Source organism: Agrococcus sp. BE272, assembly GCF_031457935.1.
Taxonomy (GTDB): domain Bacteria; phylum Actinomycetota; class Actinomycetes; order Actinomycetales; family Microbacteriaceae; genus Agrococcus; species Agrococcus sediminis.
On sequence record NZ_JAVDXL010000003.1, the window covers coordinates 137,076 to 159,036 of the forward strand.

The window sequence follows — 21,961 nt, forward strand, 5'->3', positions numbered from 1 at the left end:
GGCCGACGCTCGGGCTCGTGGGGCAGACTGGCCGCGTGACCGACGCCACCATCGCCGCCCTCGAGCGGCTCGACGCCCTGCGCGACGCCCTCGACGGCGTCGCCCTGCCGCTGTCGGTGGCGGGCGCCGACGCCGCGCGCGACGCGCGGAAGGCGGCGGTGCGGCAGATCGACGACTACATCCAGCCGCGCCTCAGCCACCTCGACGCACCGCTGCTCGCGGTCGTCGGCGGCTCGACCGGCGCCGGCAAGTCGACGCTCGTGAACGCCCTCGTGGGCCATCCCGTCACCCGCACCGGGGTCATCCGCCCCACCACCCGGCAGCCGATCCTGCTCCACTCCCCTGCCGACGCCGGCTGGTTCGGCTCGACGCGCATCCTGCCCGGCCTCGCGCGGGTGCGGGGCGTCGTGCGCGAGGCGCCCGCGAGCGAGGCGGGCGACGAGCCCGACGCCGCGCTCATCGGCTCGGTCGTGCTCGTCGCCGACGAGCGCGTGCCGCGCGACCTCGCGATCCTCGACGCGCCCGACGTCGACTCGATCGCCGACGAGAACCGCGCGCTCGCCGCGCAGCTGCTCGCCGCCGCCGACCTGTGGCTGTTCTCGACCACCGCCAACCGCTACGCCGACGCCGTGCCGTGGAAGCTGCTCGACGACGCCGCGGCCCGCGACATCACCGTCGGCGTCGTGCTGAACCGGGTGCCGCCGGGCGCCGAGGCCGAGGTGGAGGCCGACCTGCGCCAGATGCTCGCGGTGCGGGGCCTCGCCGACGCGCCGGTCTTCGTGATCGCGGAGTCGCCGCTCGACGGAGGCGGCATGCTCCCCGAGGCCGCGACCGAGGCGATCCGCGGCTGGCTGACCGGCATCGCCGGCGACCGCGCCGAGCGTGCCCGCATCGCCGGCCGCACGCTCGCGGGCACGGTGGAGCGGCTCGGCGTCACGGCGCGCGCGGTCGCCGACGCCCGCGACGAGCAGCTGGTGGTCGCGCAGGACCTCCGCGACACGGTGCGCACCGCGCACGCCGATGCGGCCGAGCGCGTCACCGACGCGACGCGCGACGGCGTGCTGCTGCGCGGCGAGGTGCTCGCCCGCTGGCAGGACTTCGTCGGCACCTCCGACGTGTTCCGCACGGTCGAGTCCTGGTACTCCCGCACGCGCGACCAGGTCGTCGCGTGGTTCCAGGGCAAGCCGCCGCCCGCGGTCGAGGTCGAGCACGAGATCGAGAGCGGCCTGCATGCGGTCATGGTCGACGAGGCCGGCCGCGCCGCCTCCGATGCGTGGCAGCGCGTGCGGCACAGCGCCGTCGGCCGGCAGCTCACGAGCGGCGCCGACCTCGCGCATCCGTCGCCCGACCTCTCGGAGCGCGCCGCGACGCTCGTGCGCGACTGGCAGCAGGCGCTCATGGAGCTCATCACCGAGCAGGCCGCCGGCAAGCGCACCAAGGCGCGGGTGATGTCGCTCGGGCTCAACGTGATCACGGTGGCGCTCATGGTCGTGGTGTTCGCGTCGACCGGCGGGCTCACCGGCGGCGAGCTCGCGATCGCCGGCGGCTCGGCGGTCGTCGGGCAGAAGCTGCTCGAGACGATCTTCGGCGAGGACGCCGTGCGGCGCCTGGCCGCGCAGGCGCGCGACGACCTCGAGACCCGGGTGCGCGCGCTGCTCGAGCGGGAGGCGTCGCGCTGGGACGCGCTGCTCGCGCCCGTGGAGGCGGGCACGGCGGCGGATGTGCTGCGGGACGCGGCGACGGAGCTCGAGACCGCGATGGCGGCCGTCGGGCGCGCCGAGGAGCCGCACTCGCGGGCGCTGCAGCCGAGCGACCTCGTCGAGGGCGAGGCGCTCGACGACGACGCCGAGTCGCCGGTCGACGGCGAGGCCGACGACGTGCGCGAGCTCGGGCCGGGCCCCCACGCCGCCGACGAGCGCCCGGGGGCGCCGCGATGAGCGAGCCGACCGTCGACGCGCTGCTCGGCGCGCTCTCCGAGGCGGCCGAGCTCGGCGCGGGCCGCGTGCCGGAGGCCGAGCTCGAGGCGGTGCGCCGCATCGCGGCGAGCGCCGGCGAGCGCCGCGCGCTGTCCTCCGAGCACACCGTCGTGGGCCTGTTCGGCGCGACCGGATCGGGCAAGTCCTCGCTCATGAACGCGCTCGCGGGCGAGGCGCTCGCGCGCACCCACGTGCGCCGGCCGACCACCTCCGAGCCGCTCGCGGCCGTCTGGAACCCCCGCGGCGCATCCGCGCTGCTCGACTGGCTGCAGGTGAGCGACCGGCGCATCATGGAGCGGCCCTTCGCCGCCGGCCAGGAGCTGTCGCTCATCGTGCTCGACCTGCCCGACTTCGATTCGGTCGCGCTCGAGCACCGCGCGATCGCCGAGCGGCTCGCCGGACAGGTCGACGTGCTCGTGTGGGTCGTCGACCCGCAGAAGTACGCCGACGCCGTCATCCACCGCGACTTCATCGCGCCGCTCGCGACGCACGCGGCGGTGACGGCGGCGGTGCTCAACCAGGTCGACCGGCTGCCGGCCGGCGAGGTGCAGCACGTCGTCGGCTCGCTGCGCGGGCTGCTGCGCCGCGACGGGCTCGAGGGCGTGCGGGTGCTGCCGGTCTCGGCCGCGACCGGCGAGGGCATCGACGACCTGCGGGCGCTCATCGCGCGCTTCGCCGCGGATCGGAAGGCGGCCTCGCAGCGCCTCGCCGCCGACATCCGCGGCATCGCGGGCAGGCTCGAGCAGTCGGGCGTGCCGGGCAAGCTGCGCTCGGCCGACGTGCAGCAGCTCGAGCGGGGCCTCGGCGCCGCCGCGAACGTCGAGGCGGTCGCGCAGGCGGTCGCCGGCAGCTACCGCAAGCGCGCCGGCCAGGTGACCGGCTGGCCGCTCACGGCGTGGATGCTGCGGCTCGCGCCCGACCCGCTCCGACGGCTGCACCTCGCGCTCGGCCGCGAGCGCGGCCGCGACGCCGAGGTGCACCGCACCGGCATGCCGCCCATGAGCGCCGCGCAGCGCGCCCAGGCGGGCACCGCGGTGCGCGCCTACGCCGACGCGGCCGCCGCGGGGCTCGGCGAGGGCTGGTCTGCGGCGATCCACGAGCACGCGGCGGATGCGCTCGAGCGGCTCCCGGCGGAGCTCGACCGGGCGGTCGCCCGCACCGACCTCGGCGCCCGCGGCTCCTGGTGGTGGCCGCTCCTCGCCGCGATCCAGTGGATCGCGCTGCTCGCGGCGGTCGTGAGCGGCATCTGGCTGCTGCTGCCCGTGCTGCTGCCGCTGTGGGGCATGGTCGCGCCGACGATCCCGCAGGTCGAGGGCACGGCGACATGGCTCGACGGCTGGCCGGTGCCGCTCGTGGGGCTCATCGGCGGCGTGCTGCTCGGCATCGTGCTCGGCATCGTGGGCGCGCTCATCGGCGGTGCGGTCGGCGCGTCCCGGCGCGCGCGGGCGCGGCGCCGGTTGCGCAAGCAGGTGCACGCCGTCGCCCAGGAGGTCGTGGTGCTGCCGATCGAGGGCGAGCGGGAGCGCGCCCGGGAGTTCGCCGTCGCCGTCGCCCGCGCGGCCGGGCGGAAGCGCTAGGCGGCAGCCGCCGCCCTCGCGCCGGCCGCCGATCGGGCGGCGACCGCCCGAGCGGCGCGCTCGCGCGCCTCGTCGAGCGTCACGGCCAGCAGCTCGGCGCGCACGTCGGCGAGCGCCGAGGCGCTCATCGACAGCGACGTCACGCCGAGGCCGACGAGCACGACCGCGAGCGCCGGATCCGCCGCGGCCTCGCCGCACACCCCCACGGGCTTGCCGGCCTTCGCCCCGGCCTCGCCGAGCATCCCCACCAGCCGCAGCACCGCCGGGTGCCACGGGTCCTGGAAGGCGGCGACGGAGCCCAGCTGCCGGTCGGCGGCGAGCGTGTACTGCGTCAGGTCGTTCGTGCCGATCGAGACGAAGTCGGCCACCTCGAGCACCTGGTCGGCGACGACCGCGATCGACGGCACCTCAGCCATCGCGCCGACGGTGCGCAGGCCCAGCTCCCGCCCGAGCGCGACGAAGTACTCGGTCTCCTCGACGTCGGCGATCATCGGCGCCATCACCCACAACTCGGCGTCGGTCGCCGCCTGCGCGTTCGCGAGCGCCGTGAGCTGGTCGCGCAGGATCTGCTCGGTCGCGCGCAGCGCACGGATGCCCCTGAGGCCGAGCGCCGGGTTCTCCTCGTGGGCGTCGTTGAGGAACGGCAGCGGCTTGTCGGCGCCGGCGTCGAGCACGCGCGCGACGACCTTCTTGCCGGGGAACGCCTGCAGCAGCTCGGTGTAGGCCGCGGTCTGCGCCTCGACGCTCGGCGCGCTCGACGAGTCGAGGAAGAGGAACTCGGTGCGGAAGAGCCCCACGCCCTCCGCGCCCAGCGCGACAGCCGCGGGCGCGTCCTTCGGCGAGCCCACGTTCGCGAGCAGCGGCACCTTCGTGCCGTCGGCGAGGGCGCCCTCGGTGATGGGCGCGCTCGAGGCGGCCGCCCGCGACTCGCGCTCGACGAGGGCGGCGGCGACGGATGCGTCGTCCGGGTCGAGCACGACGGTGCCGGCCCGCGCGTCGACGATCACGCGCTGGCCGTCGGCGACCGCCGACAGCAGCCCCACGACCCCGACGACCGCGGGCAGCGACTTCGAGCGGGCCAGGATCGCGGTGTGCGACGTGGGACCGCCCTCCTCGGTCACGAGGGCGAGCGTGCGCTCGAGGTCGAGGGTCGCCGTGTCGGCGGGCGCGAGGTCGCGCGCGACGAGGATGAACGGCTCGTCGGACTGCGGCACGCCCGGCGCCGCGACGCCGCGGAGGCGCGCGACGACGCGCTGGGCGACGTCGTCGAGGTCGGTCGCGCGCTCGGCCATGTAGCCGCCCATCGCCGTGAGCATGTCGCGGAACGCGCCGTACGCATCCCACGTCGCGCGCTCGGCGTTCGCGCCGCCGTCGAGCCGCGCGCGCACGTCGTCGAGGATGGCCGGGTCCTGCGCCATGAGCGCGGCGGCCTCGAGCACCTCCTGCGCGTCGCCGCCCGCGGCGGCCGCGCGCGCCTGCAGCTCGTGCGCGACGCCCTCGAGCGCCTGCCGCACGCGCTCGTGCTCGGCACCGGCGTCGGCGGCGAGCGGCTCGTCGCTCGGCGGGGCGAGTGGCTCCGGCATCCGCAGCACCTTCGCGACAGCGATGCCCCGACCGACTCCGACCCCTGAGAGCGCACTCATCCCGCCACACTACGCTGGGCCCCCTGCCCGCCACGACCCCGACCGGAGGCACCATGAAGCCGCTGCTGGAGCGCGTGATGCGGTCGTGGCCGGTGCGGGCGTGGCAGCGCTACAGCGAGCAGCGCGGACCCGTGCTCGCGCAGGGCATGACCCTCCAGGCGTTCCTGTCGCTGTTCGCGGCGCTGTTCGTCGCGTTCGCGATCTTCATGGCGGTGCTGGGCGGCAACGTGGCGCTCCGCGAGGCCGTGATCGACTCGATCTCGTCGTCGATCCCCGGGCTCATCGGCGAGGGCGGCGCGCTCGACGTCGAGCAGCTGACCGGCTCGTCGATCGTCGGCTGGGCGGGCGCCATCGCCGCCGTCTCGATCCTGATCACCGCGATCGCCTGGATCGGCGTGAGCCGCGAGGGCTTCCGCGCGATGTTCGACCTCGGCGCCCCGCCGTCGAACGTCATCCTGCTGAAGCTCGGCGACTTCGGCGTCGCGCTCGGCATCGGCCTGCTCGTCGTCGTCTCCTCGGGGCTGCTCGTGGTCACGCAGACGCTCGCCGATGCGCTCGGCCTCGGCTGGGCGGGCCGGGTGCTCGGCTTCGCCATCCAGCTGCTGCTCGACACCGGCATCGTGCTGCTGCTGTTCCGCTTCGGCGGCCGGCTGCGGCTGCCGGCCAAGCAGGTCGTGCTCGCCGCCCTCGCGTGCGCGGTGGCCTTCCAGGTGCTCAAGCTGCTCGCATCGCTGCTGTTCGGCGCGGTCGAGAACAACCCGCTGCTCGCCGGGGTCGCCGCGGTCGTGATCATCCTCATCTGGCTCGGCTTCATCATGCAGATCCTGCTCGTGTCGCTCGCGTTCGTCGCGGTCACGCCCACCGGCCGCGCCTACACGCGGCTCGTCGAGGCGGGCGGCATCGATGCGCGTCTGAGCCCCGCGCAGGCGAAGGAGCTCCTCGTCGAGGTGCAGGCCAACCGGCGCGAGGGCGGCGACCACGCCCGGCTCCACAAGCGGCTCGCGCGGCGCATCCGCTGACCTCCCGGAGCGCTCCGCGGCCGCCCGGCCGGTCCGGGGCGCCCGTGCCCGCTCGGTAGGCTCGAGGGCATGGTCCGCATCGCCTCCGTCAACGTCAACGGCGTGCGCGCCGCGTTCCGCAACGGCATGGGCGAGTGGCTCGAGGCCGGTGGCTTCGACATCGTGGCGCTGCAGGAGGTGCGCGCGCTCGACGAGGACCTCCTGCCGCTCGTGCCCGGCTGGCACGTGCTGCACGACCCCGCCACCGCGAAGGGCCGCGCAGGCGTCGCCGTGCTCTCGCGCGAGCCGTCGATCGAGCACCGCACCGACATCGGCCTGAAGACCTTCGACACGAAGGGGCGCTGGCTCGAGGCCGACTTCCTCCTCGGCGAGACGCTGCTCACGGTCGTCTCCGCCTACGTGCACTCGGGCGGCGAGGTCGGCAGCGAGAAGCAGGACGCGAAGTTCCGCTTCCTCGATTCGATGGCGAAGCGCCTGCCGCAGCTGCGCTCGCACGCCGAGCACGCCGTGGTCGTGGGCGACTTCAACGTCGGCCACACGCCGCTCGACATCAAGAACTGGCGCGGCAACCAGAAGAACGCGGGCTTCCTGCCCGAGGAGCGCAGCCACCTCGACCGCTTCTTCGGCACCGGCATGGTGACCGGCGTCGACGGCCGCCGCGGCCGCGGCCACGGATGGGTCGACGTGGGCCGAGCCGCGCATCCCGACGTCGACGGCCCCTACACCTGGTGGTCGCAGCGCGGCAAGGCGTTCGACACCGACACCGGCTGGCGCATCGACTACCACATGGCCTCGCCCGCCCTCGGGGCGGTCGCCCGCGACTACCGCATCGATCGCGCGAGCGCGTGGGACACCCGATGGTCCGACCACGCCCCCGTCATCGTCGACTACGACCTGTGATCACTCAGACTGGAACCACCATGGCCAAGCCCCGCCTCTACTCGGGGATGCAGCCCTCCTCGGGCTCGCTCCACCTCGGCAACTACATCGGCGCGCTGCAGCAGTGGCGCGGGATGCAGGACGAGTACGACGCGTTCTTCTCGATCGTCGACCTGCACGCGATCACCGTCGCGCAGGATCCGAAGGTGCTGCGCGAGCAGGTGCGCACCCTCGCCGCGCAGTACATCGCGGGCGGCATCGACCCCGACCGCTCGTGCCTGTACGTGCAGTCGCACGTCGCCGCGCACGCGCAGCTGCAGTGGCTGCTCTCGACCATCACCGGCTTCGGCGAGGCGAGCCGGATGACGCAGTTCAAGGACAAGACCGCCAAGGGCGGGCAGGAGACGGCCTCCGTCGGCCTCTTCACCTACCCGATCCTGATGGCCGCGGACATCCTGCTCTACGACACCGAGGTCGTGCCGGTCGGCGACGACCAGAAGCAGCACGTCGAGCTCACGCGCGACCTCGCCGAGCGCTTCAACAAGCGCTTCGGGCGGACCTTCACGGTGCCGAAGCCCGTGATCCTCGCGAACGGCGCCCGCATCTACGACCTGCAGGCGCCGGCGTCGAAGATGTCGAAGTCGGCCGACAACGACAAGGGCGTGGTGTGGCTGCTCGACGAGCCCGCCCGCACCGCGAAGAAGATCCGCTCGGCCGTCACCGACACCGAGGGCTCGATCCGCGCCGACCGCGCCGAGAAGCCGGGCGTCACCAACCTGCTCGACATCCTCTCCGCGATGACGGGCACGCCGGTGGCCGGTCTCGAGGCGGAGTTCGCCGGGCAGGGCTACGGCGTCTTCAAGACGGCCGTCGCCGACGCCGTCGTCGCCGAGCTGGCGCCGGTGCGCGAGCGCACGCTCGAGCTGCTCGCCGACCCCGCCGAGCTCGACCGCCTGCTGGCTGCGAACGCCGAGCGCGCGGCGGCGGTGGCGGATGCGACGCTCGGCCGCGCGCTGGAGGCGATGGGGCTGCGATGACCGCCGGGTCGCTCGCGGGGCCGTCGCTGCCCGTCGTCGGCGGGAAGGTGCTGCTCACGGCGCTCCGCGAGGCCGACATCGACCGGGTCGTCGAGGCGTGCACGACCCCCGAGGCGGAGCGCTGGCTCGAGACGCCCGTGCCGTACCGCCGCGAGGACGCCGAGTCGTTCGTGCGGGAGTTCGCTCCCGCCGGCTGGCGCGGCGAGCACGACGAGCGCGTGTGGGCGATCCGCGAGTCGCTCGGCGGGCCGCTCGCGGGCGTCATCGGGCTGCGCGAGGGCAGCCGCGAGGTGGGCTTCTGGCTGCACCCCGCGGCGCAGGGCCGGGGCCTGATGGCCGACGCCGTGCGCACCGCGGTCGGCCACGCCGACGGCTGCCTGACCTGGCCCGAGGTGCGCTGGGCCTGCTACGACGGCAACGTCGCGTCGATGCGCGTCGCCCGGGCCGCCGGCTTCCACTACCTCGGCACGCGCGCGGGGCTGCACCGCGGCGTGCCCGAGCTGCAGCACCACGCGGTGCGGCCGGCCCACGGCGAGCCGGCCGACGCGCTCCCCTGGCCCGATCTCGGCTGACCGGCCGGCGCATCCGCCCGCCCGCTCAGCGCGCGTTGTTCGTGATGCCCGCCGCAGCCGGAGCCGCGGCACCCATGCCGGTGATGATCGGCGCCGGCGCCGCGCCGCCGCGCACCTCGAGCGCGCGCCGGTAGAGCGTGCCCGCCCGGTACGACGAGCGCACGAGCGGCCCCGACATGACGCCCGCGTAGCCGATGCGGGTCGCGATCTCGCCGAGCTCGGCGAAGCGCTCGGGCTCCACCCAGCGGTCGACCGGGTGGTGGCGCGGCGAGGGCCGCAGGTACTGCGTGATGGTGATGAGCTCGGTGCCGGCCTCGTGCAGCGCCTCGAGCGTCTCGACGACCTCGTCGTCGGTCTCGCCCATGCCGAGGATGAGGTTCGACTTCGTCACGAGCTCCTCCTCGCGGCTCCAGCGCAGCACGTCGAGGCTGCGCTCGAAGCGGAAGCCGGGGCGGATGCGCTTGAAGATGCGCGGAACGGTCTCGACGTTGTGGGCGAAGACCTCGGGCCGCGTCTCGAACAGCTGCTGCAGGAGGTGCCGGCGGCCGGTGAAGTCGGGCGCGAGCATCTCGACGCCGACGCCGGGGTTGGCCTCGTGGATGCGCCGCACCGTCTCGGCGTAGAGCCAGATGCCCTCGTCCTCGAGGTCGTCGCGGCAGACGCCCGTGACGGTCGCGTAGCGCAGCCCCATCGTGCGCACCGACTCGGCGACCCGCACCGGCTCCATGAGGTCGAGCAGCGCCGGCTTGCCGGTGTCGATCTGGCAGAAGTCGCAGCGGCGCGTGCACTGGTCGCCGCCGATGAGGAACGTCGCCTCCCGGTCCTCCCAGCACTCGTAGATGTTGGGGCAGCCCGCCGACTGGCAGACGGTGTGGAGATCCTGCGCCTGCACGAGCTCCTGCAGCTCGCGGAACTGCGGGCCCATGCGGGCGCGCGTCTTGATCCAGGCGGGCTTGCGCTCGATGGGCGTCTCGGCGTTCCGCGCCTCGATGCGCAGCATGCGCCGGCCCTGCGGCTCGGGGCGGGCGGCGTCGGCCTGGGCCTGCTCCTGCGTCTGCGCCGACTGGCTGCGCGCGCTCACGCGTGCACCGCCGCGCGGTCGTCGAGCGCCACCGAGGTGAACGGCGCGAAGTCGAGCAGCGGCTCGAGCTCGGCCGCGAAGCGGCGCCCGATCGCCATCGGCTCGTGTGGGCGGCCCGTCTCGAGCTCGACGGTCGTCACCCCGGCGTCGGCGATGCCGCACGGCACGATCGCCGTGAAGGGCGCGAGCGAGTTGGCGACGTTGATCGCGATGCCGTGCATGGAGGCGCGCGAGGCGACCCGCACGCCGACCTGCGCGACCTTGCGCTCGCCCGCCGCATCCGCCACCCAGACGCCCGCGCGGCCGCGGATGCGCCGGGTCGCGAGCCCGCTCGCCGCGAGCGCGCGGATGATCGCCTCCTCGAGCCGGCGCACCCAGTCGACGACCTGCACCGCGTCGGGCAGCGCGACGATCGGGTAGGCCACGAGCTGGCCCGGGCCGTGCCACGTGATGCGGCCGCCGCGGTCGACCTCGATCGCCTCGCTGCCGTCGGTCGGGAGGTCGCCGGGCTGCGTCGAGGTGCCCGCGGTGTAGACGCTCGCGTGCTCGAGCAGCAGCAGCGTGGGCCGCGCGCCGTCGACGACCTGCGCGTGGAGCGCGCGCTGCAGGGCCCAGGTCTCGCGGTAGTCGGCGCCCGCGCCCAGCTCGACCACATCCATCCGTCGCTCGGTCTCCACGTCGTCGTGCCCCCATCCGGATTGCTATACCCAGTACGACAATACAGGCGGCAACGGATGCGCGGGCACGGGAATGGGCGCGGCCGGAGGCGAGTTGTAGGCTGGCAGTGCAACGTGCCCGGGGTCAGTGCAAGTCTGAACCGGCGGTGATAGTCCGCGACCCGAGCGGCGCCCTCCAGCAGGAGGTGCTGCTCGGCTGAGCTGGTGGAACTCCAGCACCGACGGTGAGAGTCCGGAGGGGAGGCGCACGTGGGGTCGCGACGCGACCCCTCGGATCCCCGCGCGCGTTCTGGAGAGGACGGCATGGCAGGGATCAGCGGCGCTGAGCAGGGCGCCATGGCGCGCGCCCGCGAGCTCGCGCTCCGCGGCCCCCGCGGCGTCAACCCGCAGGTCGGGGCCGTCGTGCTCTCCCCCGATGGCCGGGTGCTCGCCGAGGGCTGGCACCGCGGCGCCGGCACGCCGCACGCCGAGGTCGACGCGCTCTCGCGGCTCACGCCCGCCGAGGCGCGCGGCGCGACCGCCGTCGTCACCCTCGAGCCCTGCAACCACACCGGCCGCACCGGCCCGTGCGCCGTCGCGCTGCTCGACGCGGGCGTCGCGCGCGTCGTCTACGCCGCGGCCGACCCCGGCGACGCGTCGAGCGGCGGCGCGCAGCGCCTCGCAGCGGCGGGTGTCGAGGTCGTGCGCGCCGACGAGGCCGAGGGCGCGGTGCTCGTCGCCGACTGGCTCTTCGTGCAGCGCACCGGCCGGCCGCGCGTGACGGTGAAGTGGGCGCAGTCGCTCGACGGCCGCGCCGCCGCCGCCGACGGCAGCAGCCGGTGGATCACGGGCCCCGAGGCCCGCGCGCACGTGCACCGCGAGCGCAGCGCCCACGACGCGATCGCCGTCGGCACCGGCACCGTGCTCGCCGACGACCCGCAGCTGACCGCCCGCATCGAGGGCGAGCCGGATGCGCCGCAGCCGATCCCGGTCGTCTTCGGGGGGCGCGCCGTGCCCGGCTCCGCCGCCCTGCACCGGCACCCCCGCGGATTCCGCACGGCCGGCCACGAGCTCGAGCGCGAGCTCTTCGCCCTCGCCGCCGCAGGCATCCAGACCCTCTACGTGGAGGGCGGGCCGACGCTCGCGAGCGCGTTCATCCGCGCGGGCCTCGCCGACCGCCTCACCGTCTACCTCGCGCCGACCCTCCTCGGGGGCCCGCGCACGGCCCTCGACGACCTCGGCGTCGGGACGATCGACGAGCAGCGCCACCTCACGGTGACGCGGCTCGAGCAGCTCGGCCGCGACCTCCTGGTCGAGGCCACGACAGAGAGCGAGCAGTGATGTTCACCGGCATCATCGAGGAGCTCGGCGAGGTCGTCTCGTTCGAGCCCCACAGCACCGGGCAGGGCGAGGCCTGGCGCCTCACCGTGCGCGGCCCCCTGGCCGTCAGCGACGCGTCCCACGGCGACTCCATCGCCGTCAACGGCCTCTGCCTGACCGTCGTCGAGCGGACGGCGGATGCGTTCACGGCCGACGTCATGCAGATCTCGGTCGACATGTCGACGCTCGCCGACCGTCGGCCGGGCGACCGCGTGAACCTCGAGCGCGCCGCCGCCGTCGGCGACCGCCTGGGCGGCCACATCGTGCAGGGCCACATCGACGGCACCGCGCGGGTGCTCTCGGTCGTCGACGCCGAGGGGCAGCGCACCGTGCGCTTCGCCCTCGACCCGGCGCTCGCGCACCTCGTCGTGCGGAAGGGCTCGGTCGCCGTCGACGGCATCAGCCTGACCGTGTCGGCCGTGAGCGAGCCGGGCGAGGCCGAGCAGTGGTTCGAGGTGTCGCTCATCCCCGAGACGCTCGAGTCGACGACGCTCGGCTTCCGCGCCGCCGGCGACCGGGTCAACATCGAGACCGACATCGTCGCTCGCCACGTCGAGCGCATGCTGCAGCTGCAGCGGGAGGCATCATGAGCATCACCACCATCGACGCGGCACTCAAGGCGCTGCGCGAGCGCAAGCCCGTCATCGTCGTCGACGACGAGGGGCGCGAGAACGAGGGCGACCTGATCATGTCGGCGCAGCTCGCGACGACCGAGTGGATCGCCTTCATGGTGCGCCACACCTCGGGCTACCTGTGCGCGCCGCTCACCGGCGAGCGCGCCGACGAGCTGGGACTGCCGCTCATGGTGCTCGAGAACGAGGACGCGCGGCAGACGGCGTACACGATCACCGTCGACGCCGCCGACCGCGACTCCACCGGCATCTCGGCCGACGACCGCGCCCACACGCTGCGCGTGCTCGCCGACCCCGCGACCACCCCGCAGGACCTGCGCCGGCCCGGCCACATCGTGCCGCTGCGGGCGGTCGAGGGCGGCGTGCGCGAGCGCAAGGGCCACACCGAGGCGGGCGTCGAGCTCATGAAGCTCGCGGGCCTCGAGCCGGTCGCCGTGATCGGCGAGCTCGTCGAGGACGGCGGCGAGATGCGCCGGTTGCCCTCGCTCATCGCCTTCGGCGAGGAGCACGACCTGCCGGTCATCACGATCGAGGACCTCATCGACTACCTCGACGCCGGCGGGCTCCCGACGGCGTGCAAGGGCGCGAACGACGAGTCGGCGCGCGTCTCCTTCGAGGTCGAGACCAACGTGCCGACGCGCTTCGGCACGTTCCGCGTCGCCGCCTACCGCGACCGCCAGACCGGCGCCGACCACGTGGCGATCATCGCCGGCGACGAGCTCGCCGACGGCGCGCTCGTGCGCGTGCACTCCGAGTGCCTCACCGGCGAGGCGCTGCACTCGCTCAAGTGCGAGTGCGGCCCGCAGCTCGACGCGGCGGTCCAGGCCATCCAGGAGGCCGGCAACGGCATGGTGGTCTACCTCCGCGGCCACGAGGGGCGCGGCATCGGCCTCATCAACAAGCTGAAGGCGTACCGCCTCCAGGAGGACGGGCTCGACACGCTCGACGCCAACCTCGCGCTCGGCCTCCCCGCCGACGCCCGCGAGTACGGCGCCGCCGCCGGCATCATCCGGCAGCAGGGCGTGCAGTCCATCCGGCTGCTCTCCAACAACCCGCTGAAGCAGGAGGCGCTCGAGCGCCACGGCATCGAGGTCTCCGAACTCGTGCCGCTCCTCGTGGGCGTCGGCGAGCACAACGAGCAGTACCTCTCGGCCAAGCGCGACCGCATGGGTCACCAGCTGCCGGCCGTGATCGCAGCCAACGATGAGCAGGGAGAAGACTGATGGCCGGAGCAGGAGCACCGCGGACGAGCGGGCTGGACGCGAGCGGGATGCGCATCGCGATCGTGCACGGACGTTGGCACGAGCAGATCGCGACCGGGCTGCTCGAGGGCGCCCGGCGCGCGCTCGCCGAGATGGGCGCCGACGTGGTCGAGCTGCCCGTGCCGGGCTCGTTCGAGCTGCCGGTCGTCGCGCAGGCGGCGATCGAGGCCGGGTGCGACGGCGCGGTGGCGCTCGCGGTCATCATCCGGGGCGGCACGCCGCACTTCGACTACGTCGCGCAGGCGGCGACGGTCGGCCTCACCGACGTCGCCATCCGCACCGGCAAGCCCGTCGGCTTCGGCGTGCTGACCCTCGACGACGAGCAGCAGGGCATCGACCGTGCGGGCCTCCCCGGCTCGAAGGAGGACAAGGGCCGCGAGGCCGCCGAGGCGGTCGTCGAGGCCGCGCTCGCGCTCCGCTCCCTGCAGGGCTGAGCCCGGCGCATCCGCCCTCGACGAAGGGCGGGTGCGTCGCGGCGGCGGGCGGGCAACGGTCGTCGAGGCCGTGGCCGGTTACCAGGCTCGGTACACTGGGATGTCGTCGTCCCGGGGCCGCAGCCGTCCCCCAGATGGCCGGCCCGTCACGAGCGGACCGCACCGTTCGCGCGCGCCGCACCACCCCGCATCCAGCGCGCGCCACCGCATCCAGGAAGCAGCATGTCCATCTCCGCAACCCAGACGACCGCCGCGTCGTCGCAGCCGGCCAACTCCCGCGGCCGCGTCATCTTCGCCAGCCTCATCGGCACGACGATCGAGTTCTACGACTTCTACGTCTACGCGACCGCCGCCGTGCTGGTGTTCCCGCACCTCTTCTTCCCTACCGGCGACGACACGACGGCCCTCCTCGCCTCGTTCGCCGCGTTCGGCGCCGCGATGGTCGCGCGCCCCATCGGCTCGGTCGTCTTCGGGCACCTCGGCGACAAGTTCGGCCGCAAGGCGACGCTCGTCGGCGCGCTGCTGACGATGGGCATCGCCACGTTCCTCATCGGCGTGCTGCCCACCTACGCGCAGGTCGGCTGGTTCGCCGCCGCGCTGCTCGTGCTCATGCGCCTCGCGCAGGGCTTCGCGCTCGGCGGCGAGTGGTCGGGCGCGGCGCTCGTCGCGACCGAGAACGCCCCCGCCGGCAAGCGCGCCTGGTACGGCACCTTCCCGCAGCTCGGCGCGCCGATCGGCTTCATCATCGCCAACGGCCTCTTCCTCATCATCGCCGCGCTGCTGCCGAGCGACGACCCCTCGCGGCCCTCGCAGGCGTTCCTCGACTGGGGCTGGCGCATCCCGTTCCTCTTCTCGGCCGTGATGGTCGTCGTCGGCCTGTGGGTGCGGCTGCGGCTCGTCGAGTCGACGTCGTTCGAGAAGGCGAAGCAGTCGGGCACCATCCAGCGGCTGCCGCTCGGCACCGTCGTGCGCCACCACTGGCGCGAGCTGCTGCTCGGCACCTTCTTCATGCTCGCGACGTACGTGCTCTTCTACCTGATGACCACGTTCTCGCTCACGTACGGCCGCACGCCCACCGACGCGGCGATCCCCGGGCTCGGCTACTCGTACAACGCGTTCGTGATCATGCTCATCGTCGGCGTGGTGTTCTTCGGCATCTTCACGCTCGTCTCGGGGCCGCTCGCCGACCGCTTCGGCCGCCGCGCGACGCTCATCGTCGTGACGCTCGGCATCATCGCCTTCGGCCTCCTGTGGGTGCCGCTCACGAGCGCCGGCTTCGTCGGCGTGATGGCGTGGCTCATCATCGGCATGTCGCTCATGGGCTTCACCTTCGGCCCGATGGGCGCGCTGCTGCCCGAGCTGTTCCCGACCAACGTGCGGTACACGGGCTCGGGCGTCTCGTACAACGTCTCGTCGATCCTGGGCGCCGCGGTCGCGCCGTTCATCGCGGTGGCGCTGTGGACGGCGGGCGGCGGCAGCATCTTCTGGGTCGGCGTCTACCTCGCGGGCGCCGCGGTGCTGACGCTCATCGCGCTGCTGCTGTCGAAGGAGACGAAGGACATCGACATGGAGCGCTGACGCGCCCGGCTCGACCGCGGCCCGCCGCCCCTCGGGGTGGCGGGCCGCTCGTCGTCGCGCGTCAGGCGCCGCGGTCGGCGATCGTGCGCACGACCGTCACGGTCGCGTTGCCGGCGGCGAGCCGCTCCATGTCGCTGCCGGGCGCGTCGGCGGCGCGGTGCTCGCGGATCGACAGCCGCACCTCGTCGCCGTCGAGCTCGGTCATCGTGGTCTGGACGATGCCGAACGGCGCGAGCGGCGCCTCGACGAGCTCGAGCCCCGCGGGGTCGGGCACGTCCGGCACGTTGACGTTGAGGATGGTGCCCGCCGGCGCGCCGACGAGCGTCGCGAGCGCGCGGCCGGCGATCGCCGCCGCGGTCTCCCAGTGCTCGTCGCCGCCGTCGCGCAGCCCCACGTCGAGCGAGACGGCGAGCGCGCGCACGCCGCCCTGCGCCGCCGTGAGCGCGGCGCCGACGGTGCCGGAGTGCATGATCGCGCCGCCCACGTTCGCGCCGCGGTTGATGCCGCTCAGCACCACGTCGGGCACGGCGCCGAACGATCCGTGGAGCGCGAGCAGCACGATGAGCGCGGGCGCCGCGTGCACCGCGTAGACCTCGCCGTCGACGCCCGGCACCGTGCGGCGCTCGGAGCGCACCGTGCCCTTGCCGCCCGCAGCGGTCACCGCCGTGCCCTGCGTGGCGATGATGGATGCGCTGGCGCCGGAGTGCTCGTGGGCGGGGGCCGCGACCACGACCTCCATGCCAGCGTCGGCGGCGGCGCGCGCGAGAGCGGCGAGCCCCGGCGAGTCGATGCCGTCGTCGTTCGTGATGAGTGCGCGCATCAGCGCTCCTTCCCGATCGGCTCGAGCTCCACCCGCCCGGCGATGGCGCGGATGGCGTCGGCGTCGCCGGTGCCGAGCCCGCGCCGGGTGGCGTTGACGGCGCCGGCCGCGGCGCCGAGGCGCACCGCGTCGGCGTGGCTGCCGCCGGCCGCGAGCGCCGCAGCGAGGCCCGCCGTGTACGAGTCGCCGGCACCTCGCGTGTCGACCGGCTCGAGCTGCGGCGCGACCACGCGCCACGCGCCCTCCTCGCCGACGACGACCGAGCCGGCGTCCGCGCGGGTGACCGCGACGAGCGCGATGCCGTCGTCGGCGAGCTGCTGCGCGGCCGCGACGAGCTGGCCCTCGTCGTCGCCGTCGTCGACCCGGCCGTCGTCGACCAGCTCCTCGTGGCTGACCTTCAGCACGTCGACGCCGCCCTCGAGCGCGGCAGCGAGGCGCTCGCCGGCGAGGTCGACGAGCACAGTGCGCCCGAGCTCGCGCATGTCGCTCGCGAGCCTGCGGTAGACATCCGCCTCGAGCATCTCGTCGCCGTCGGGCCCCGAGAGGATGACGAGCTCGGCGTCCATCGCCGCGCGCAGCGTCGCCGAGTAGAGCGCGTCGAGGTCGTGCCGGGTCAGCGGCTCGCCGTGCGCCTCGACGACCTCCTGCCGGTCGCCGCTGCGCCGGTCGTGCACGTAGGCCGGGCCGTTCCCGTCGCGGTCGATCGCGACGACCTCGAAGCCCTCGCGGTCGAGCAGCTGCCGCGCCACCGCGCCCGTCTCCCCCGCCACCGTGCACACGACCGTCACGTCGGCGCCGAGCGCCGCGAGCATCCGCGCCTGCCACACGCCCTGCCCGCCGACGTGCAGGTGCACGTCGGGTGCGCCCTCATGCTCCTCGACCGTGATCGTGAGCGTCGGAGCGGGGGCGAAGACGAGCACGCGTGCCATGCGCCCACCCTAGGCACGCCGCCTGGGCGTCAGCGCAGGAAGAGGGCCCGCAGGCGCGAGGTCGTGAACCACAGGCCCACGACGATCATCACCGCGAAGTACAGCAGGTGCAGCAGGATCGACGGCTGGATGAGCCCGGTCGTCAGCTGCCGGATCATGTCGACGCCGTGCCACAGCGGCATCGCCTGGATCACCCACTGCAGGCCCTGCGGGTACACCTCGATGGGGAAGAACGTCGCCGACAGCAGGAACATCGGCATCATGACGAAGTAGACGTAGTCGAGGTGCTGGAAGGTCTTCATGTAGCTCGTGATGGCCATGCCGAACGAGGCGAAGCCGAACGCCACGACGAGCGCCGCGGGGATCGCCAGGATCGCCGTCCACGAGAGGTTGAGCCCCATGAGGGTCGTCACGAGCATGAAGCCCGACGCGTACAGCAGGCCGCGGAACAGCGCCAGCAGGATCTCGCCGAGCGCGACGTCGAGCGGGCCGAGCGAGGTCGACAGCATCTGCTGGTAGAGCTTCGCGTAGTTCATCTTGAAGAAGACGTTCATCGTCGAGTCGTACACGGCGCCGTTCATCGCGCTCACCGCCATGAGCGCGGGCGCGATGTAGGCCGCGTACGGCACCTCGGCGCCGTAGAACTCGACGGTGCCGATGAGGGCGCCGAGGCCGATGCCCATCGAGAGCAGGTAGAAGACCGGCTCGAAGAAGCCGGTGACGACGATGAGCCAGTTGTTGCGGGCGATCACCTGGAGGCCGCGGGCCACGACCGAGCGCGTGTTGCCGGCGTAGATGCCGCGGAGCGGTCCGCGGACGGTCGGCGCGGGCGCCTCGAGCAGCTGCTCGTTCATCGGTCGAGCCTCCGTCGGAAGGTGCGGATCGAGAGCAGGCAGGTGGCGGCGGCCAGCAGCACGAGGTAGCCGACGTGCACGAGCGCCATGCCAGGGGCGAGCGCGGCGCCGTACAGCGCCGCTCGGCCGAGCTCGGCCGCGTGCCAGAGGGGCGAGATCCAGCCGATCCAGTGCAGGAACCAGGGCAGCGTCTCGAGCGGGAAGTAGGTGCCCGAGAAGAGCGTCAGCGGCACGACCACGAAGCGCTCGATGAAGGAGAGCTGGCCGCGGTCCTCGGTCTGCGTCGCGACCCACGACATCACCGCGAAGCCGACCGCGGCGCCGAGCAGCAGCCCGATGGGCACGAGCAGGATCGCCCCGGCCGCGGAGCCGATGCCGAAGAGCACCATCACGAGCACGAAGGCGACGAGCGGCAGCAGCACCCGCACGAGCACCGACACCTGGAAGCCGATCACGATGTGCGCGGGCCCGATCGGGGTGCCGTTCATGGCGAAGAACATCGGGAACCACTTGAAGCCGCCGAAGACGCCGTAGGTGTTCTCCTGCGACGCGGTCTGCATCACCGTCGCCATCGCGAGCGCCGGCGCGAGGAAGGTCAGGTACGGCACGCCGTCGACGCCCGCGGCGCCCTGGTTGGCGTCGACCAGCAGCCCGAGGCCCACGCCGAGCCCCAGCAGGAACAGGAACGGCGAGCCGACGCCGATCGCGACCCACGACGCGACGTACGAGCGCATCGACCGGATGCGGTGCTCGGCGACGAACCACCAGCCCCACGACCGCGAGGAGCGCGCGACGGCGGCGTGGTCGACGCCGCCCACGTCGACGAGCCCGCGGCGCTGCACCGTGCCGCTCATTCGATCAGCGACCTTCCCGTCAGCCGCAGGAAGACGTCCTCCAGGCTCGAGCGCCGCACGAGGCTCGTGATCGGCTGCAGGCCGCGCTCGTGCACCGCCGACATCGCCGCCTCGCCGTCGTCGTCGTAGACGAGCACGCGGTCGGGCAGCACCTCGATGCGCGAGCCGATGCCCTCGATCACGGTCGCCGCCTCGGCGTTGCGGCTCGAGCCGAACCGCACCTCGAGCACCTCGCGGGTGGAGTACTGCCGGATGAGCGCGGCGGGGCTGCCCTCGGCGACGATGGTGCCCTTGTCGACCACCACGAGCCGGTCGCAGAGCTGCTCGGCCTCATCCATGTAGTGCGTGGTGAGCACGAGCGTCGTGCCCTCCTCCTTCAGCCGGAAGAGGCGGTCCCACAGCACGTGCCGCGCCTGCGGGTCGAGGCCCGTGGTCGGCTCGTCGAGCAGCATCGCCTTGGGGCTGTTGATGAGTCCGCGCGCGATCGTGAGCCGGCGCTTCATGCCGCCCGAGAGCCCGTCGACGCGGGCCTTGCGCTTCTCGGTGAGCTGCGCGAACTCGAGCAGCTCCTCGGCCCGGCGCTTCACGTACGGCAGCGGCAGGCCGAAGTAGCGGCCGTAGACGATGAGGTTGTCGATGACCCGCAGCTCCTCGTCGAGCTGGTCGGCCTGCGGCACGATGCCGAGCTGGGCGCGGATCTCGGGCCCGTGGCTCTCGGGGTCGAAGCCGAGCACGCGGAGCTCGCCCGACGTGCGCGTCGACGTCGCCGCGATCATGCGCATCGTGGTCGACTTGCCCGCGCCGTTGGGGCCGAGGAACCCGAACGCCTCCCCCGGCTCGATCGCGAAGTCGATCCCGTCGACCGCCGTGAAGTCGCCGTACTGCTTCGTCAGGCCCTTGGCCTCGATCACCGGTGCTGGCACGGTTCCCGATGCTAGGCCCTGCCGCCGACATCGGCGCCCCCGGGAAGCGGGAGAATGGATGCGATGAGCGAGCGACGAGGGATCTTCGGCCGGCGGCGGGGCGACGACGGGCCGCGGGCGAGCCTCCGCGAGCTGCTGCCCTACCTCTTCCCCAAGAAGGGGCTGCTCGCCGGCGCGATCGTGCTGTCGGTGCTGGGCGCCGCCTTCTCGCTCGCCCAGCCCGCGCTCGCGCAGGAGCTCATCGCCCGCGTCGAGCGGTCGGAGCCGCTCGCGTGGCTGCCGCTCCTCCTGCTCGTGATCGTCGTGGTGGGCGCGGTGCTCGACGGCTTCCAGCACTTCCTGCTGCAGGTGCTCGGCGAGCACGTCGTGCTGCGCACGCGCCGCACGCTCGTCGGCTCGCTCCTGCGGCTGCCGATCGCCGAGTTCGACGCCCGCCGCGTTGGCGACCTGGTCAGCCGGGTCGGCAGCGACACGACGCTGCTGCGCGCCGTGCTCACGCAGGGGCTCGTCGAGTCGATCGGCGGCCTGCTGACGCTCGTGGGCGCGGTGATCGCGATGCTCGTCATCGATCCGCTGCTGCTGGGCCTGACCGTGCTCGTGCTGGGCGTCGCGATCGCCGCGATGCTCGCGGTGATGCCGCTGCTCACGCGCGCCTCCGGCCGCGCCCAGGAGCAGGTCGGGCACCTCACGAGCGCGCTCGAGCGCGCCATCTCGGCCGTGCGCACGGTGCGCGCCGCGGGCGCGACCGAGCGCGAGGCACGGGCGATCGGCGACCGCGCCGGCGACGCGTTCGCGGCCGGTGTCGGCGTCGCGCGCATCTCGGCGCTCGTCGTGCCGATCTTCGGCGTCGCGATGCAGCTCGCGTTCCTCGTGGTGCTCGGCGTCGGCGGCCTGCGGGTCGCCACCGGCGAGATCGGCATCGCGCAGCTGGTCGGCTTCCTGCTGTTCCTGTTCCTCATGATCATGCCGCTCGGCCAGCTCGCCGGGGCGATCTCGGCGGTGAGCGTCGCGCTCGGCGCGCTGGGGCGCATCCAGGAGATCGTGCGCCTCCCCTCGGAGACGGATGCGGATGCCCGCGTCGCGCTCGAGCCGCGGCCGGGTGCGCCCATGGTCGCCTTCGAGGACGTCGCCTTCGCGTACCCGTCCTCCCCCGACCGGCCGGTGCTCGAAGGAGTCTCGTTCGCCGTGCCGGCGGGCACCCGCACGGCGATCGTCGGCCCGTCGGGCGCCGGCAAGTCGACGGCGTTCGCGCTCGTCGAGCGCTTCTACGACGCGGACGCGGGCCGCGTGCTCGTCGGCGGCGAGGACGTCCGCGACGTGGACCGCGCATCCCTGCGCTCCCGCATCGGCTACGTCGAGCAGGACGCGCCCGTGCTCGCCGGGTCGCTGCGCGACAACCTGCTGCTCGGCGCGCCGGACGCCACCGACGAGCAGCTGCTCGCCGCGCTCGAGTCGGTGAACCTGGGCGAGCTCGTGCGCCGCGCCGCGGACGGGCTGGGCGCCGAGGTCGGCGAGGGCGGCGTGCTGCTCTCGGGCGGCGAGCGGCAGCGGCTCGCGATCGCGCGGGCGCTGCTCGCCGCGACGCCGATCCTGCTGCTCGACGAGTCGACCGCCAACCTCGACGCGCGCAACGAGGCCTCGCTCAAGCTCGCGCTCGACGTCGCGAGCGAGGGCCGCACCACGCTCGTGATCGCACATCGGCTCGCGACCGTAATCGACGCCGACCAGATCGTCGTCCTCGAGGCCGGCCGCGTGCTCGCGACGGGCACGCACGCCGAGCTGCTCGAGACCTCGCCGCTCTACCGCGAGCTCGCGGCCCACCAGCTGCTCGCCCCGGCAGCGTGAAGGAGGCACC

The 21,961-nt window shown here is 74.0% G+C and carries 20 protein-coding genes and 1 riboswitch; of the genes, 12 read left to right on the plus strand and 8 right to left on the minus strand.

Annotated elements, in window-relative coordinates; genetic code table 11:
• The first annotated feature begins 35 nt into the window (after positions 1-35).
• Positions 36-1,937, plus strand: a complete 1,902-nt coding sequence (locus J2X49_RS11490; RefSeq protein WP_310126408.1) for a dynamin family protein — start codon at positions 36-38, stop codon at positions 1,935-1,937.
• On the plus strand, positions 1,934-3,553 hold the full coding sequence (locus J2X49_RS11495) for a GTPase (protein WP_310126410.1): 1,620 nt from the start codon (positions 1,934-1,936) through the stop codon (positions 3,551-3,553). Before J2X49_RS11490 ends, J2X49_RS11495 begins: the two co-directional genes overlap by 4 nt.
• Here J2X49_RS11495 and ptsP read toward each other — a convergent pair.
• Positions 3,550-5,196, minus strand: coding sequence for a phosphoenolpyruvate--protein phosphotransferase (ptsP, locus tag J2X49_RS11500; RefSeq protein WP_310126413.1), 1,647 nt, complete (start codon positions 5,194-5,196; stop codon positions 3,550-3,552). The two genes, J2X49_RS11495 and ptsP, sit on opposite strands and share 4 nt — an antisense overlap.
• A 53-nt stretch (positions 5,197-5,249) precedes the next feature.
• On the opposite strand from ptsP, the gene J2X49_RS11505 reads away from it, so the two are divergent.
• From J2X49_RS11505 to J2X49_RS11520, 4 genes are all read left to right on the plus strand, one after another.
• Positions 5,250-6,215 carry a YhjD/YihY/BrkB family envelope integrity protein gene (locus tag J2X49_RS11505; RefSeq protein ID WP_310126416.1) on the plus strand — a complete coding sequence of 322 codons (966 nt, stop codon included), beginning with the start codon at positions 5,250-5,252 and terminating at the stop codon, positions 6,213-6,215.
• Between the two features lie 69 nt (positions 6,216-6,284).
• Positions 6,285-7,115 carry an exodeoxyribonuclease III gene (locus tag J2X49_RS11510; RefSeq protein WP_310126418.1) on the plus strand — a complete coding sequence of 277 codons (831 nt, stop codon included), beginning with the start codon at positions 6,285-6,287 and terminating at the stop codon, positions 7,113-7,115.
• A 20-nt stretch (positions 7,116-7,135) separates the two neighbouring features.
• Positions 7,136-8,131: a tryptophan--tRNA ligase gene (gene trpS, locus J2X49_RS11515; protein WP_310126421.1), complete on the plus strand. Its 996-nt coding sequence runs from the start codon at positions 7,136-7,138 to the stop codon at positions 8,129-8,131.
• The gene (locus J2X49_RS11520) at positions 8,128-8,703 is read left to right on the plus strand and encodes a GNAT family N-acetyltransferase (protein ID WP_310126425.1); all 576 of its coding nucleotides are present in this window, start codon (positions 8,128-8,130) and stop codon (positions 8,701-8,703) included. Before trpS ends, J2X49_RS11520 begins: the two co-directional genes overlap by 4 nt.
• Before the next feature lie 25 nt (positions 8,704-8,728).
• Here the strand turns inward: J2X49_RS11520 and J2X49_RS11525 are convergent, their stop codons facing one another.
• Both J2X49_RS11525 and lipB read right to left on the minus strand, forming a co-directional pair.
• Entirely contained in the window at positions 8,729-9,703 is a 975-nt protein-coding gene (locus J2X49_RS11525; protein WP_128188829.1) for a lipoyl synthase, read from the minus strand.
• Positions 9,704-9,780: 77 nt separating this feature from the next.
• On the minus strand, positions 9,781-10,443 hold the full coding sequence (gene lipB / locus J2X49_RS11530) for a lipoyl(octanoyl) transferase LipB (RefSeq protein ID WP_310126427.1): 663 nt from the start codon (positions 10,441-10,443) through the stop codon (positions 9,781-9,783).
• A gap of 128 nt (positions 10,444-10,571) precedes the next feature.
• Positions 10,572-10,714: riboswitch (FMN riboswitch) on the plus strand.
• Between the two features lie 50 nt (positions 10,715-10,764).
• Here lipB and ribD point away from each other — a divergent pair.
• The 5 genes from ribD (at position 10,765) to J2X49_RS11555 (ending at position 15,726) form a co-directional block, all read left to right on the plus strand.
• Positions 10,765-11,781, plus strand: coding sequence for a bifunctional diaminohydroxyphosphoribosylaminopyrimidine deaminase/5-amino-6-(5-phosphoribosylamino)uracil reductase RibD (gene ribD / locus J2X49_RS11535; protein ID WP_310126430.1), 1,017 nt, complete (start codon positions 10,765-10,767; stop codon positions 11,779-11,781).
• Positions 11,781-12,410, plus strand: a complete 630-nt coding sequence (locus J2X49_RS11540; RefSeq protein WP_246992129.1) for a riboflavin synthase — start codon at positions 11,781-11,783, stop codon at positions 12,408-12,410. Before ribD ends, J2X49_RS11540 begins: the two co-directional genes overlap by 1 nt.
• Complete coding sequence (gene ribB, locus J2X49_RS11545) at positions 12,407-13,675, plus strand: 3,4-dihydroxy-2-butanone-4-phosphate synthase (RefSeq protein ID WP_310126435.1); 1,269 nt, start codon at positions 12,407-12,409, stop codon at positions 13,673-13,675. Before J2X49_RS11540 ends, ribB begins: the two co-directional genes overlap by 4 nt.
• Complete coding sequence (gene ribH / locus J2X49_RS11550) at positions 13,675-14,148, plus strand: 6,7-dimethyl-8-ribityllumazine synthase (RefSeq protein ID WP_310126438.1); 474 nt, start codon at positions 13,675-13,677, stop codon at positions 14,146-14,148. The genes ribB and ribH overlap by 1 nt, the downstream gene beginning before the upstream one ends.
• A gap of 222 nt (positions 14,149-14,370) precedes the next feature.
• Positions 14,371-15,726: an MFS transporter gene (locus J2X49_RS11555; protein WP_310126440.1), complete on the plus strand. Its 1,356-nt coding sequence runs from the start codon at positions 14,371-14,373 to the stop codon at positions 15,724-15,726.
• 61 nt (positions 15,727-15,787) lie between these two features.
• Here J2X49_RS11555 and surE read toward each other — a convergent pair whose 3' ends face one another.
• Genes surE through J2X49_RS11580 form a run of 5 tightly spaced genes read right to left on the minus strand, consistent with a single transcriptional unit; the run spans position 15,788 to position 20,106 of the window.
• On the minus strand, positions 15,788-16,546 hold the full coding sequence (gene surE, locus J2X49_RS11560; protein WP_310126443.1) for a 5'/3'-nucleotidase SurE: 759 nt from the start codon (positions 16,544-16,546) through the stop codon (positions 15,788-15,790).
• The gene (locus tag J2X49_RS11565) at positions 16,546-17,475 is read right to left on the minus strand and encodes a PfkB family carbohydrate kinase (RefSeq protein ID WP_310126445.1); all 930 of its coding nucleotides are present in this window, start codon (positions 17,473-17,475) and stop codon (positions 16,546-16,548) included. The genes surE and J2X49_RS11565 overlap by 1 nt, the downstream gene beginning before the upstream one ends.
• Before the next feature lie 29 nt (positions 17,476-17,504).
• Positions 17,505-18,329 (minus strand): ABC transporter permease, encoded by an 825-nt coding sequence (locus J2X49_RS11570; RefSeq protein ID WP_128188815.1) that lies wholly within the window; start codon positions 18,327-18,329, stop codon positions 17,505-17,507.
• Positions 18,326-19,183 carry an ABC transporter permease gene (locus J2X49_RS11575; protein ID WP_146357889.1) on the minus strand — a complete coding sequence of 286 codons (858 nt, stop codon included), beginning with the start codon at positions 19,181-19,183 and terminating at the stop codon, positions 18,326-18,328. The genes J2X49_RS11570 and J2X49_RS11575 overlap by 4 nt, the downstream gene beginning before the upstream one ends.
• Positions 19,180-20,106 (minus strand): ABC transporter ATP-binding protein, encoded by a 927-nt coding sequence (locus J2X49_RS11580; protein ID WP_128188817.1) that lies wholly within the window; start codon positions 20,104-20,106, stop codon positions 19,180-19,182. Before J2X49_RS11580 ends, J2X49_RS11575 begins: the two co-directional genes overlap by 4 nt.
• A gap of 54 nt (positions 20,107-20,160) precedes the next feature.
• Between J2X49_RS11580 and J2X49_RS11585 the strand changes: the two genes are divergently transcribed.
• Positions 20,161-21,951 (plus strand): ABC transporter ATP-binding protein, encoded by a 1,791-nt coding sequence (locus J2X49_RS11585; RefSeq protein ID WP_310126451.1) that lies wholly within the window; start codon positions 20,161-20,163, stop codon positions 21,949-21,951.
• The last annotated feature ends 10 nt before the right edge of the window (positions 21,952-21,961 follow it).

Coding starts and splice junctions, on each gene's coding strand:
- J2X49_RS11495 (WP_310126410.1), top strand. CDS start 1,934: ATGAGCGAGCCGACCGTCGACGCGCTGCTCGGCGCGCTCTCCGAGGCG.
- ptsP (WP_310126413.1), bottom strand. CDS start 5,196: ATGAGTGCGCTCTCAGGGGTCGGAGTCGGTCGGGGCATCGCTGTCGCG.
- J2X49_RS11505 (WP_310126416.1), top strand. CDS start 5,250: ATGAAGCCGCTGCTGGAGCGCGTGATGCGGTCGTGGCCGGTGCGGGCG.
- J2X49_RS11510 (WP_310126418.1), top strand. CDS start 6,285: ATGGTCCGCATCGCCTCCGTCAACGTCAACGGCGTGCGCGCCGCGTTC.
- trpS (WP_310126421.1), top strand. CDS start 7,136: ATGGCCAAGCCCCGCCTCTACTCGGGGATGCAGCCCTCCTCGGGCTCG.
- J2X49_RS11520 (WP_310126425.1), top strand. CDS start 8,128: ATGACCGCCGGGTCGCTCGCGGGGCCGTCGCTGCCCGTCGTCGGCGGG.
- J2X49_RS11525 (WP_128188829.1), bottom strand. CDS start 9,703: ATGCTGCGCATCGAGGCGCGGAACGCCGAGACGCCCATCGAGCGCAAG.
- lipB (WP_310126427.1), bottom strand. CDS start 10,443: ATGGATGTGGTCGAGCTGGGCGCGGGCGCCGACTACCGCGAGACCTGG.
- ribD (WP_310126430.1), top strand. CDS start 10,765: ATGGCAGGGATCAGCGGCGCTGAGCAGGGCGCCATGGCGCGCGCCCGC.
- J2X49_RS11540 (WP_246992129.1), top strand. CDS start 11,781: ATGTTCACCGGCATCATCGAGGAGCTCGGCGAGGTCGTCTCGTTCGAG.
- ribB (WP_310126435.1), top strand. CDS start 12,407: ATGAGCATCACCACCATCGACGCGGCACTCAAGGCGCTGCGCGAGCGC.
- ribH (WP_310126438.1), top strand. CDS start 13,675: ATGGCCGGAGCAGGAGCACCGCGGACGAGCGGGCTGGACGCGAGCGGG.
- J2X49_RS11555 (WP_310126440.1), top strand. CDS start 14,371: ATGTCCATCTCCGCAACCCAGACGACCGCCGCGTCGTCGCAGCCGGCC.
- surE (WP_310126443.1), bottom strand. CDS start 16,546: ATGCGCGCACTCATCACGAACGACGACGGCATCGACTCGCCGGGGCTC.
- J2X49_RS11565 (WP_310126445.1), bottom strand. CDS start 17,475: ATGGCACGCGTGCTCGTCTTCGCCCCCGCTCCGACGCTCACGATCACG.
- J2X49_RS11570 (WP_128188815.1), bottom strand. CDS start 18,329: ATGAACGAGCAGCTGCTCGAGGCGCCCGCGCCGACCGTCCGCGGACCG.
- J2X49_RS11575 (WP_146357889.1), bottom strand. CDS start 19,183: ATGAGCGGCACGGTGCAGCGCCGCGGGCTCGTCGACGTGGGCGGCGTC.
- J2X49_RS11585 (WP_310126451.1), top strand. CDS start 20,161: ATGGATGCGATGAGCGAGCGACGAGGGATCTTCGGCCGGCGGCGGGGC.